The following is a 12,601-nucleotide window of genomic DNA, read 5'->3' as shown; positions in this document are numbered from 1 at the left end:
CCCCCAGAGGGGGAGGGAGAAAGACAACATCGGGCTCGGCATGGGGATCAACCACCACCCTGCTGCGCGCGGCGCTGCTGCTGCATCTGCTGCCAGCGTTCGATCGCGGCGGGGTCGCCGCGGTCCAGCGCTTCCAGAAATTTCTTGCGGCGGTCCAGCTGCGCGGGATCGCCCTGGGCCGAGTCGAGGATGCGCTGGCGCTGCTCGGCCGTGGGCCCGTTGGACAGTGCCGCGTTGGCGGCCGGCGCGGCGTTGGCCGCCGGAGCGGCGCCGCCCTGCCCACCCTTCGCGGATGCGGCCGCCGAGCCACCGCGTTGCGGCGCCGACGCGGCGGGCTGCCCGTCCGCCGGCGCCGCGGCGCCCTGCTGGCGCTGCTGCCAGTTGCCGTGCGCGCCGCTGGCGCCCTGCCGCGGCGTGTCGGTGGGCAACACCACGCGCGCGCCGTCGCGCAGGCGGTCGGCGCCTTCGGTCACGACGCGCTCGCCGGCCTGCAGCCCGTTGGTGATCTGCACGCGGTCGGCGAGGGCCTGGCCGCGCTGCACAGGGCGCATCTGCACCGTCTTGTCGTCGCGCAGCACGAACACGTAGTCGCCGTTCGCGCCGGTGCGTACCGCCGCCACGGGCACGGTGATGGCGCCCTGGATGGTGCGCAGCTTGAGCTGCACGTTGACGAACTGCATGGGGAAGAGCTGCTGCTTCGCGTTGCCGAACCGCGCCTTCGCCTTCACGGTGCCGGTGGTGGTGTCCACCAGGTTGTCCAGCGACGAGAAGTTGCCGGTGTCCAGCAGGTTCAGGCGCGTGCGATCCAGCGCGCGCACTTCCATCGGCCCCGTGGCGCCGTTGGCCTGCAGGGCGGCGGCCTGGTCCTGCGGGATGGCGAACTGCACGTCGATGGGCGAAAGCTGAGTGATCACGGCCACGCCGTTGGTGTCGCTGGTGCTGACGACGTTGCCCACGTCCACCGTGCGCAGGCCCACGCGGCCGCCGATGGGCGAAGTGATGCGCGTGTAGCCGAGGTTCAGCCGGGCCGTGCCTTCGTTGGCCTTGTCGATGACCACCGCCGCTTCCAGCTGCTTGACCAGCGCCTGCTGCGTGTCCACGTCCTGGCGGGCGATGGAGTCCTGCTTCAGCAGCGTGCGGTAGCGTTCCAGCGTGACCTTGGCCGCGTCCAGCTGGGCTTCGTCGCGCATGCGCTGGCCGGTGGCCTGCTGCAGCGCCATCTCGTACTGGCGCGGGTCGATCACCGCCAGCAGGTCGCCCTTCTTCACCAGCTGGCCTTCCTGGTACAGCACCTGCTGCAGCACGCCGCCCACCTGCGCCTTCACGCGCGCGGTGGCTTGCGGGGACACCGTGCCCAGCGCTTCGATGGTCACGGGAATGTCGCCGCGCTCGGCCACCGCCAGGCCGACCGTGGTGGCCGGACCGCCGCGGGCGCTGCCGCCCGGGCCGCCAAAACCGCCGGGACCTCCGCCGGGCGCGCCGGTACGGCCGCCTGCGGCGGTGCTGCTGGACTGGCGCGTCAGGTCCCAGGTGACCCAGCCCAGCGCGGCGACGACCGCGAGGGCCAGGACCACGCCGATGGCCATGCCGCGGCGGCCGATGCGGCGCGGCGGCGGGGTGTCTTCGGAAACGGGAAGGTGGGAGTCGCGAGGATCGTCGGTCGGCATTCTTGTCCTTGGGTCCGTCCCCGTTGCACGGCACGGACTGCTGGCGTGCGGCGTGCCGGAGAACCCTAGGTTAAATGTTTTTGCCTCCGGGAACGGGCAGGTCAAGCATGCCGCGCCGAGGTATCTCGGCCTTGGCCGGATTGTTTCCGGCCTGCAAAGTTGGGCCGGCGGGCTAAGGCAGCGGCAGCGGTCTGCCCTCGGCCGCCGGCGGTGGCGGCAACGCCAGCATGCGCGCCAGCGTGGGGGCGATGTCCACCACCTCGACCCGGCTGTCCACCCGACCCGGCTTCACCCACGGCGGACCCCAGAACAGGATGGGGACGTTGGTGTCGTACGGGTAAGGCGAGCCGTGGGTGGCGTTGTTGGACGAGGCCATGTAGCCGGGCTTCAGCACGTACTGCACGTCGCCCGCCACGTCCTTGTGCCAGGTCTTCTCGATGGCTTCGAAGAACGGCGCGCCGGCGCGGCTGCGGCTTTCCAGCTCGCGCCGCGTGTAGGCGGCGGCCAGGCCGGGCTCCTGCAGCAGCGCCGCGCGGGCGCGCTCGGCGACCGCATCGAAGTCGAGCCGCTTCTCGGCCAGCAGCTTGCGATTGACCACCAGCGCCGAGCCCGGGCTGCCGAACACCAGCGGCGCGGCGCCGAACGCGCTTTCCAGCTGCGCATTGACGCGCCCGACGAACTGCCCCGTGTTGAGCCGGCCGCCGTCCTGCCCCTGCGCCTTGAACACTTCCGGCGCGGGCATGAAGCCGTGGTCGGCGGTCAGCACCGCGACGTAGCGGCCCGGGCCGACCATCTGGTCGAGGTCGCGGAAGAACGACTGCAGCATGCGGTCGAGCTGCAGGAAGTGGTCCTGCGACATGCGCGATTCGGCGCTGTACGCGTGGTTGACGTAGTCGTGGCCGGAGAGGCTGACCGACAGGATGTCGGGCACTTCGTCCTGCCCCAGCTGCTCGCCGCGGATGGCGGCGCGCGCGAATTCCAGCGACAACTCGTCGGCGAACGGGCTGCGCAGCAGGCCGGTGTAGTAGCCCGGGCCCGGCGCGTCGTCGGCCTGGGTGCCCATCATCATCGGCAGCTTGCCGCCCGCGCGGCCGTACCAGGGCTGGTTGTCCGGCAGCGAGCGCGCGTATGCGGCCTCGGGCAGCAGCGGCTTCCACTCCTGCTTGAACCAGCGATCGGCGGGCCTGGCCGCGTTGAACGCTTCCACCCACGCGGGGTGCTGCTGCATGTAGTACGTCGTGGAGGCGAAGCGCCCCGTAGACCCCATGTACATGTACGCGGTGCCGCGGTGGCCGGCGGGCAGGATGGCGCCGCGGTCCTTGCCGGAGATGGCGATGACCTTGGCGCGCGGGTCGGCCTGCCGCAGCACGTCGCCCACCGTGTCGGCCTTCAGGTTGCGCGGGCTGGTGCCGTCCAGCGGGTTGGTGTTGTGGCCGATGTAGCGGTGCGCGGTGTCGCCGGTGTTGTAGACCTCGGCGCCGGTCTGCAGGTCGCGCCATTCGTTGGCGACGATGCCCGTGCGGTGCGGGTAGGCGCCGGTGAGCATGGTGGCGTGGCCCGCCGCCGTCACCGTGAACGCGTGCGCGTAGTTCGCCTGGGAGAACCACGCGCCCTTGTCCAGGAAGCGGGCGAACCCGTCCGGCGCCAGCTGGTCGCGGTATGCCAGCACCTGCCGCTGCGGCAGGCCGTCGACGACCAGGAACACGACGAGGCGCGGCCTGGCTTCGGGCGGCGGCGTACCGACCGAAGCGCACGCGGCCAGCAGCAGGACGAGAAGGAACGCGGAGAGCCGGGCGAGCAGGCGGCGCAACGTCACGGTGTGATCACCGCGAGGACGCTGCAGGGCGAGTGCTCGATCAGCGCGCCCGAGATGGACCCGCGCCACCAGCGCGCGGCCCAGCTGTCGAGGTGCTTGTGGCCCACCACGATGAGGTTGGCGTCCACCTTGCGCGCGAACTTGGTGATCTCGTCGATGGCTTCGCCGGTGACCACCTCACCGCGCGCCGTGTAGCCGGCCTGTTCCAGCCGGCGCAGGCCGTCCTGCAGGATGCTGCGGTACTTGGCCCGCTCGCGCTCTTCCAGTTCGACGTCGTACACGCCGCCTTCCAGGCCGACGAAGCTCATGGCCGAAGGCATGACCGCGATCAGGAAGAGCTCCGACTTGGACCATTGCGCCAGCTCCTGGCAATCGAGAAGCGCTTTCTGGCCGGCGTCGCTGCCGTCATAGGCCAACAGGATTCGTTTGTACATGCGGGCTCCGTAAGGTGTGCCGATGCGGCGGAGGATAGACGCGCCACAAGCGTGCCACAACCGGGGCCGCCCCGGGGTTCACCCGGAGCGCGAAACGCCCGCGGAGTCGAAACTGGCCATCTCGCGCAGCAGGTTGCAGGCCGACACCAGCAGCGGCCAGGCCGTCGCCGCGCCGGAACCTTCGCCCAGGCGCAAACCCAGATCCAGCAGCGGCCGCGCGCCCAGTTCGCGCAGCATCAGCGCGTGGCCGCTCTCGTCGGAGCGGTGCGCGAACACGCAACGCTGCAGCACCAGCGGCTCGATGCGCGACGCCACCAGCACGGCTGAGCTGGTGATGAACCCGTCCACCACGATCACGCGCCGCTCCTGCGCGGCCTGCTGCACGGCGCCCACCAGCGCGGCGACTTCGAAGCCGCCGAACGCGGCCAGCGCGTCGAGCGGGTCGCGCGCGTCGGCGTGGCTTTCGAGCACCCGGCGAAGGACCTCGCGCTTGCGCACGACGCCGGCGGCGTCCAGCCCGGTGCCCGCGCCGACGCATTCATTCAGGTCGGCGTCAGCCAGGCGAGCCAGCAGCAACGAAGCCGCGGACGTGTTGCCGATGCCCATCTCGCCCAGCAGCAGCGCGTTGCCGGGCAGGCTCCGCACCACGTCGCGGCCCGCTTCGAGGGCCTGGTGGCACTGGGCCGCGCTCATCGCGGGGCCTTCCAGCGCGTCGGCCGTGCCGGGCGCGACCTTGCGCACCAGCAGGCCCGGGCGCGGCGTGAACTCGTGGCGCACACCGCAGTCCACCACCGTCAACGCCAGGTGGTGCTGGCGCGCGAGCACGCTCACCGCCGCGCCGCCGGCGAGGAAGTTCTCCACCATCTGCCAGGTGACGTCGCTGGGATAGGCCGAGACGCCGCGCGCCGCCAGGCCGTGGTCGCCCGCGAACACCACCAGCTGCGGCTGTTCCAGCCGCGGCGATTCCGTGCCGAGGATCAGGCCGATGTGCAGCGCGAGGTCCTCGATGCGGCCAAGCGATCCCAGCGGCTTGGTCTTGTGGTCGAGCAGGTGCCGCAGGCGCGCCGCCAGCGTGGGGTCGTGAAGGTCTTTGAGGGTCATCGCAGCAGGCGCTCCAGCACGCCTGGATGGAAATGTCGCTCGACGAAATCGGCCATGGCGTCGAACACCGGGTCCAGCCCGGGCAGCGCGGTGCCGAACAGGACTTGCTGCACGCGCGGGTCTTCGAACAGGCCGTGCAGGTACACGCCCAGCACGTTGCCGCTTTCGTTCTGCCAGGCCAGGCCGGGGATGGGCTCCCTCGCCTTCGCCATCGCGGGATGCTGCGCGGTCTGGCCGTGGTGGATCTCGTAGCCGCGCACCGGCGTGCCCGACAGCGCGGACCACGCACCTGCCACTTCGCCGAACGAAGCTTCGGTGCGGCGGATGGTCTTGCGCGGTTCGAACACCGTGACCAGCGGCAACAGCCCCAGCCCCGGCCCGTTGCCGTCGATGCCGTGCGGATCGACCAGCGCTTCGCCCAGCATCTGCAGCCCGCCGCACACGCCCAGCACCCTGCCCCCGCGGCCCGCATGCGCTGCGACGGCGCGATCCAGGCCTTGCGAACGCAACCACGCCAGGTCACTGCAGGTGTGCTTGGAGCCCGGCAGCACGATCCAGTCGGCGGCTTCCAGGTCTTTCGGCGTCCTCGCCCAGGCCAGTTGCACGCCGGGCAACTGCGCGAGTGGCTGGAATTCGTCGAGGTTGCTGATGCGCGGGCAGGCGATCACGGCGACGCGCGTGCCCCCACCCCCGCCCTCCCCCAGAGAGTGAGGGAGCAAATACACACCATCCTCTTCCGGCAACCCATGCCCGAACCACATCGGCAGCGTCGCCACCACCGGCACGCCGGTCAGCGCCTGCAGTTGCCGCGGTCCCGGCGCCAGCAGGGACGCGTCACCCCGGAACTTGTTCAGCACGAAACCCTCCAGCAGCGCGCGCTCGGCTTCCGGCAACAGGGCCCAGGTGCCGTAGAGGTGCGCGAACGCGCCGCCGCGATCGATGTCAGTCACCAGCAGGCAGCGTGCCTGAGCGTGCAGCGCCGTGCGCATGTTGACGATGTCGTCGTCCTTCAGGTTGATCTCGGCCGGCGAGCCCGCGCCTTCGATGACCACGACGTCGTTCTCCGCCCGCAGCTCGTCCAGCGCGGCCGACACCCGCGGCCAGACCTTGTTGCCGCGGCCGCGCCAGCCTTCGCTGGACAGCTGCTCATCCACCTGCCCCAGCAGCACGACCTGGCTGTGGGTGTCGCGCTCGGGCTTGAGCAGCAGCGGGTTCATGCGCACGTCCGGTTCGGCACGCGCCGACAGAGCCTGGAGGTACTGGGCGCTGCCCATTTCGCCTGCCGCGAGCCTGTCGAACCGGCCGCCTGCGACGACGCGCGCGTTGTTGCTCATGTTCTGCGCCTTGAACGGCGCCACCTTCAGGCCGCGCCGCGCGTACCAGCGGCACAGCGCCGTCGTGAGCCAGCTCTTGCCCGCGCCGCTGGTCGTGCCCAGCACCATCACGCAACGAGCGGCCACGTCAGTCTTCCGGCAGCGCGACGAAGTGGCGGTCCACGGCGCGCACCTTCACGCGGTGGCCGAACACGCGGCTCACGGCTTCGTGCGTGTCGGGTTCCGAGCAGCCGCCATGGTGCGCGATGCGGCCGCCGTCCACCACCAGCAGGTCGTCGGCGCGAAGCGCGAGCGACAGTTCGTGCAGCACCGTCACCGCGGTGCCGCCGCCGGCCACATGGGCGCGCACGATGGCCAGCACGTCGGCCTGGTGCGGCGGGTCGAGATTGGCCAGCGGCTCGTCCATCAACAGCACGGGGGCGCCGACGGCGAGCAGCCGCGCGAGCAGCACGCGCTGGCGCTCGCCGCCCGACAGCTGGCCGAGCGGCCGTGCGCGCCAGTCCCAGCACTGCGTGCGGCGCATGGCCTGTTCGACCGCAGCGCGGTCCTGCGCGTTCGGTGCGCCCAGCCATGCCCGATGCGGCAGGCGGCCGAGCAGCACGATGTCCCACGCGCGGAGATCCTCGGCGCCCGCCTCCTGGCCCTGCCCCAGCCAGGCCAGCGCTTTCGCGCGCTCACGCGATGTCCAGGCGGCGGCATCGCGGCCCAGGACCGAGACCCGCCCCTCGTACGGCACCAGGTGTGCCAGCGCGCGCAGCAGCGTCGTCTTGCCGGCGCCGTTGGGACCGACCACCGCCGTCCAGCAGCCCGCCTGCAGCGAAAGATCGACGCCATGCAGCACCTCGCGGCCCGCCAGCGCCACGCGCAAACCCTGCGCGACGAAGGCGACGCTCACGCCGGCCTCCGGTGCATCAGCCAGAGCAGGTAGCCGCCGCCCAGCAGCGCGGTGAGCACGCCGACCGGCAGCTCGCGCGGCGCCAGCAGCCAGCGCGAGAACACGTCGGCGGCCAGCAGCAGCACGCCGCCCGACATCGCGGACAGCACGAGCAGCGCGCGGTGCGTGGGCTGCACCGTCGAGCGCACCGTGTGCGGCGCCACCAGCCCGACGAAAGCGATGAGCCCCACTTGCGCGACGGCCGCGCCCGTGGCCAGGCCGATGGCGATCACCAGCCCGATGCGCACCGGCCGCATCGGCAGGCCCAGGCTGGCCGCGGTGGATTCGCCCAGCGCCAGCGCGTCCAGCGCGGGACTGAGCACCACGGAACCCGCCAGCGACACCAGCAGCACGCCGCCCATCAGCGCCACGCTGCCCCAGCCGAGGAAGCCGGTGGTGCCGAGCAGGAAAGCCTGCATCGCGCGCATCACGTCGGGCGCCCAGAACATCACCAGCGCGGCCAGCGCGCCGAACACCACGCCGACGATCACGCCGGCCAGCAGCAATCGCAGCGTGTGCTGCACGCCGCGCGCCAGCACCAGCGTGAGCAGCACGGCCGACACGGCGCCCAGGAAACCAGCGCCGGCCAGGCCCAGGTGCGCGAGGCCGGTCGCGGTACCGGGGATGCTGCCCAGCGCGACGAGCAGCACCGCCACGCCGAAGGCCGCGCCGGTGGCGCTGCCCATCAGGTAGGGATCGGCGAGCGGGTTGCGGAACAGGCCCTGCGCCACCGCGCCCGCCAGGCCCAGCAACGCGCCCGCGCACCACGCGCCGATGCTGCGCGGCAGGCGGATGTCCCAAAGGATGGCGGACGAAGCTTCGCTTTGCGTGCCCAGCGGCTCCCAGCCCTGCGAGCCGACCGCGATGCCCAGCGCCACGAGCACGACGCTGGCGAGCGCAAGCACCGCACCCAGCAACAGCACGCGCCGCGCCTGCGCGGCGACGACCGGGTCCGGCGCCGCGAGCGGGTCGAGCGCGTGATCGGCGTTCACCGCCCGCCCTTCAGGCGGCCCGCCAGGCAGTCGGCCAGCAGCTGCGCCGCTTCCGCCAGCCGCGGGCCGGGCCGCACGATGACGTCGCCCTGCTGCGTCGTGAAGCGGCACACGCGGCCTTCGCGCAGCGCGCGGATGCGCGACCAGCCCGGACGCGCGAGCAGCGCCTGCGCGTCGCGGTCCGACACCATCACCACCTGCGGGTCAGCGCGCACCACGAATTCCGGGTTGAGCAGAGGCACCGAGCCCAGCCGGCCCGGCACGATGTTCGCGGCGCCCAGCCGCGCGAGCAGCTCGCCGATGTGCGACGACTCGCTGGCCGCATACGGCCCGGCGCTGACTTCGAAGTACACCGTGGTGCCGCGGACGGAAGGCGGCAGGCTGCGCGCGGCGGCGTCCACGCCGGCTTCGATGCGCTGCCAGGCCGCGTCGGCGCCGCGCAGCTCCAGCAACTGGCCGATCTTGCCGAACGCGCGCTTCGCGTCGGCCAGTGTCTTCAGGTCGAAGCCCAGCACCGGCACGCCCAGTGCCTGCAGGCGGTTGAGCGCGCGCGCGGTGTTCGACAGCAGCACCACGTCGGGCTTCAGGGCGACGATGCTTTCGATCTGCGCGTCGTCCAGGCCGCCCACGTGGGGCAGGCGGCGCACCTGCTCGGGATAGTTGGCGTAGTCGTCGACGCCGGCCAGGCGGTCGCAGGCGCCGAGTGCGCACACGGTTTCGGCCAGCGAAGGCAGCAGCGTGACGATGCGCTTGGGCGGCTCGCGCAGCGTGACGGCCACACCACGATCGTCGGTGACGGTGACCGCGTTGGCGGCCAACGCGAGGAAGGCAAGCAGTGCCGCGACGAGGCTCTTCATGCGGCGCCCTTCAGGACCATCGGCAGGCCGGCGGACATCAGCGTCACGCGTTCGCAGGCGGCGGCGGCTTGCTGGTTGAGCGTGCCGAGCGTGTCGACGAAGTTGCGCACCTCGCGGCCGAGCGGGATGACGCCCAGGCCGATCTCGTTGCTGATGAGGATGAGCGGGCCGGCGCAGGAATGGACGGCGGAGGCGATGGAAACGGAGGGGGGCGCCCCCCTCCCAGCCTCCCCCCGGAGGGGGGAGGAGAAAGAGATGCCCTCTTCACATGCGCGGTCGGTTTCTGCTCCCTCCCCCTCCGGAGGAGGGTTGGGGTGGGGGCGAGCGCCCGCGCCCTGCCCCGCCGCCGGCATCAGGCTGGCGGTGAGCCACAGCGTCAGGCAATCCACCACCACCAGCGTCTCCGGCCGGCTGTTGGCGCCGATGGCGTGCGCCAGCGCGAGCGGTTCTTCCACCGTGCGCATGCGCGGCACGCGTTCGGCGCGGTCGCGGCGATGGCGGGCGATGCGCTCGCGCATCTCTTCGTCCCAAGCCTGCGCGGTGGCGATGTACACGGCTTCGTGCTGCGGCGACAGCGCCAGCCACGCGGCGGCCAGCGATTCGGCGCGCCGTGTCTTGCCGCTCTTCTGGCCGCCCAGGATCAGTTCGCTGCGGGCCACATGCAGTTCAGCCATGGCGCTCGCTCCACTGCTTCACGATGCGATGCAGTTGCTCCACGCCATCCGTCAGGGCCGCGGGCCCCGGCTGCAGGATGTCGGCGGACTTCACCTCGAACAGCTGCTGGTCACGCACCGCGTTGACCGCGTCCCACCCCGGGCGCGCGGCGACACGCTCCGGCCGGAACTTCTTGCCGCACCACGAGCCGACCACGATGTCCGGGTTGCGGCGCACGATCTCGTCGGCATCCGCGACGATGCGGTCCTTGCCCAGGGGCTGCTTCGCGAGTTCCGGGAAGCAGTCGTCGCCACCGGCGATGCCCACCAGCTCGCTCACCCAGCGGATGCAGCTGATGGGCGGCTCGTCCCATTCCTCGAAGAACACGCGCGGCCGGCGCGGCAGCTTCGCCGCTTCGGCGGCGATGGCGTCCAGGCGCTCACGCATGCCCCGCAGCAGCTCCAGTCCCTTCTCGGCGCGGCCGACGATGGCCGCCACCTGGTACAGCATGGAGAAGATGTCCTGCACGCTGCGCTGGTTGAAGATGGTGACCTGCACGCCGTGGCGCACCAGCTGGCTCGCGATGTCGGCCTGCAGGTCGGAGAAGCCGAACACGCAGTCCGGCTGAAGCGCGAGGATCTTGTCGATCTTCGCGGAGAGGAAGGCGCTGACCTTGGGCTTCTCCTCACGCGCGCGGCGCGGCCGCACGGTGTAGCCGGAAATGCCCGCGATGCGGTCCTGCTCGCCCAGCAGGTACAGCCACTCGGTCGTCTCCTCGGTGAGGCAGACGATGCGGCGCGGCGCCAGGCTGGACGAGGGCAGGCCCAAAGTCGCTTGCTCCTTAGAAGCTCACCCTCACGGCGGCGGTGACGGCGCGGCCCGGTTCCGGGTAGATCGCCGACGGCTGGCCCGCCACGCAGGCGAAGGCTTGCGTGAAGAACTTCTTGTCGAACAGGTTCGACGCCGCCAGCGAGAACTCGGCGTTGCGCCAGGTGTAGGCGTAGCGCAGGTCGGCGGTGGTGTAGGCGGGCATGGAACAGGTGTTGCCGAAGTCCGGATGCTGAGACGATACCCAGTTCACGCCGCCCGTGAGCAGGTGCTCGGCCGAGGGACGCCACTCGGCGCGCAAGGACGCCGTCTGGCGCGGCGCCAGCGGCACGTCCTTGCCGGCATAAGGGCCGCTGCGGAAGGTCGCGCGGCGCACGCTGGCGTTGGCCCGCAGCGCCACCTGCTTGGTCAGCTCCTGGCGGGCATCGATCTCCAGCCCCTGGCGGCGCGTCGGGTCGAAGTTGATGTTGGCCGGCAGCGGGCCGAACACGCTGGCGGCGTTGGGATCGAAACCGATCTCATCGGTGAGCTGGCTGCGGAACAGCCGCGCATCGATGCTGCCGCCGGCGTACGACCAGCGCACGCCCAGCTCGGTGTCGCGCGACGTCTGCGGGCGCAGCAGCGCGCCGGGCAGCGTGAAGCTGAACTCGTCCACGTTGGCCAGGCGGAAGCTGCGGCCCGTGCGCGCATAGGCGGTCACGTCCTGCAGCACCGGATGGCTCACGCCCAGTTCCCATGCGTTCAGCGTGTCGGCGACGGGCGTCGTGGGCGCGGCCGACGTGTCCTTGCGGATGCGCTCGGTGCGCCAGCCGGCCGATACGCGCGTGCCGGTGGCGAACGTCAGGTCGTCCTTCACGTAGATGCCGCGGGAGTGCTGCGTGCCCTTCGTGCCGAACGCGCCCAGCACCTCGCGCTGCCAGTGCAGCGAATCAATGCCCGCGACGAAGGTGTTCTGCAGCGAGCCGAAGCGGCCCGAGTGGCGGGCGCGCAGCGACGCGGTGTCGGCGTCGATGTCGTAGTCGTACGGGAAGCCGCCGTTGATGCTGCGCAGCGTCTTGTCGCGATGCGCCACGTCCAGCCCCAGCTGCCAGTCGCCCAGCCGCACTTCGCCGAAGGCGCCCACGCGCTGGCCGTTGATGGAAGCGCGGTCCAGCGGCGTGGTGGTCTGCCGCGGATTGGCCTGGTACTGCGCGAGCGTCAGTGCGCCGGGCAGTCCGGTGTCCAGGTCTTCGCGCGACAGGCGGATGCCGACGCGGCCCGTGTCGCCGATCCACTGGCCGGTGACGGCGGCAGCGTCCAGGTCCGAGCGGAAGTTGTCGCGGTGGTTGTCGGCCTTGCGCTTTTGCGCATTGGCGTCGAGCAGGAAGCCGCCCGTGCTGAGCGTCGCGTCCGCGCGCAGGTCGCGCAGGCCGTACGAGCCCGCGGCCGCGCGCACCGTGGCGCCGCTCGGGCGGACGATGCCGGCGCCCGCCTTGGTGGTGATCACGATCACGCCGGCGGTGGCGCCCTCGCCGTACAGCACGGCGCCGCTGCCGCGCAGCACTTCGATGCGCTCGACGGTGTCGATGGGGATGCCGGCGAGCCGCGTGCCGCCGAGGTCGGACTCGGACAGCCGCACGCCGTCGACGATGATCACCTGGTTGACGTCGGCGGTACTGCCGAAGCCGCGCAGGTCGAGGTTGTACTCGCCGCCGCCGTAGAAGTCCTGGCGGCCGACCACGCCGAGGATGCGCATGATCGCGTCGTTGACGGTGGTGGCGCCGGAGCGCTCGATCTCCCCGGCGGTGATCACGCTCACGCCGAACGGCAGCGGGCGTGCTTCTTCCGGGAAGCGGGTGGCGTTGACCATCACACCCGGCAACGACGACGTCGTCTGGGCGGACACGGACAGGGGCAGCAGCGCGGCGAGGACCGACGCGGCCAGGACGGCGCGTTGCGCCGGTGGGACCAAAGGGTTCATGGATGAACGAAGACACTGGTTGCC

11 protein-coding genes are annotated in these 12,601 nt (G+C 71.6%); all 11 read right to left on the bottom strand.

What is annotated here, in order from left to right; all coding sequences use genetic code 11:
• Nucleotides 1-47: 47 nt before the first annotated feature.
• Nucleotides 48-1,667: an efflux RND transporter periplasmic adaptor subunit gene (locus tag EZ216_RS01710; protein WP_135247843.1), complete on the bottom strand. Its 1,620-nt coding sequence runs from the start codon at nt 1,665-1,667 to the stop codon at nt 48-50.
• A gap of 172 nt (nt 1,668-1,839) precedes the next feature.
• A complete protein-coding gene (locus EZ216_RS01705) occupies nt 1,840-3,483 on the bottom strand; it encodes an alkaline phosphatase family protein (RefSeq protein ID WP_167772798.1) in 1,644 nt (547 codons plus the stop codon).
• Entirely contained in the window at nt 3,480-3,917 is a 438-nt protein-coding gene (locus EZ216_RS01700; RefSeq protein ID WP_135247841.1) for a universal stress protein, read from the bottom strand. Before EZ216_RS01700 ends, EZ216_RS01705 begins: the two co-directional genes overlap by 4 nt.
• 78 nt (nt 3,918-3,995) lie before the next feature.
• Nucleotides 3,996-5,018 carry a nicotinate-nucleotide--dimethylbenzimidazole phosphoribosyltransferase gene (gene cobT, locus EZ216_RS01695; RefSeq protein WP_135247840.1) on the bottom strand — a complete coding sequence of 341 codons (1,023 nt, stop codon included), beginning with the start codon at nt 5,016-5,018 and terminating at the stop codon, nt 3,996-3,998.
• Complete coding sequence (locus tag EZ216_RS01690) at nt 5,015-6,478, bottom strand: cobyric acid synthase (RefSeq protein WP_135247839.1); 1,464 nt, start codon at nt 6,476-6,478, stop codon at nt 5,015-5,017. Before EZ216_RS01690 ends, cobT begins: the two co-directional genes overlap by 4 nt.
• 1 nt (nt 6,479) lies before the next feature.
• Nucleotides 6,480-7,247, bottom strand: a complete 768-nt coding sequence (locus EZ216_RS01685; RefSeq protein ID WP_135247838.1) for an ABC transporter ATP-binding protein — start codon at nt 7,245-7,247, stop codon at nt 6,480-6,482.
• Nucleotides 7,244-8,200: a FecCD family ABC transporter permease gene (locus tag EZ216_RS01680; protein ID WP_135249087.1), complete on the bottom strand. Its 957-nt coding sequence runs from the start codon at nt 8,198-8,200 to the stop codon at nt 7,244-7,246. Before EZ216_RS01680 ends, EZ216_RS01685 begins: the two co-directional genes overlap by 4 nt.
• 74 nt (nt 8,201-8,274) lie before the next feature.
• On the bottom strand, nt 8,275-9,135 hold the full coding sequence (locus EZ216_RS01675) for an ABC transporter substrate-binding protein (protein WP_135247837.1): 861 nt from the start codon (nt 9,133-9,135) through the stop codon (nt 8,275-8,277).
• Nucleotides 9,132-9,809 carry a bifunctional adenosylcobinamide kinase/adenosylcobinamide-phosphate guanylyltransferase gene (locus EZ216_RS01670; protein WP_135247836.1) on the bottom strand — a complete coding sequence of 226 codons (678 nt, stop codon included), beginning with the start codon at nt 9,807-9,809 and terminating at the stop codon, nt 9,132-9,134. Before EZ216_RS01670 ends, EZ216_RS01675 begins: the two co-directional genes overlap by 4 nt.
• Nucleotides 9,802-10,611, bottom strand: coding sequence for a cobalamin-binding protein (locus EZ216_RS01665; RefSeq protein WP_135249086.1), 810 nt, complete (start codon nt 10,609-10,611; stop codon nt 9,802-9,804). Before EZ216_RS01665 ends, EZ216_RS01670 begins: the two co-directional genes overlap by 8 nt.
• Before the next feature lie 19 nt (nt 10,612-10,630).
• Nucleotides 10,631-12,577 carry a TonB-dependent receptor gene (locus tag EZ216_RS01660; RefSeq protein ID WP_135247835.1) on the bottom strand — a complete coding sequence of 649 codons (1,947 nt, stop codon included), beginning with the start codon at nt 12,575-12,577 and terminating at the stop codon, nt 10,631-10,633.
• Between the last annotated feature and the right edge of the window lie 24 nt (nt 12,578-12,601).

It is taken from the genome of Ramlibacter humi, from assembly GCF_004681975.1.
GTDB lineage: Bacteria > Pseudomonadota > Gammaproteobacteria > Burkholderiales > Burkholderiaceae_C > Ramlibacter > Ramlibacter humi.
Note: the sequence above shows the minus strand (reverse complement) of the source record. Positions and strands in the feature narration are given on the sequence as shown.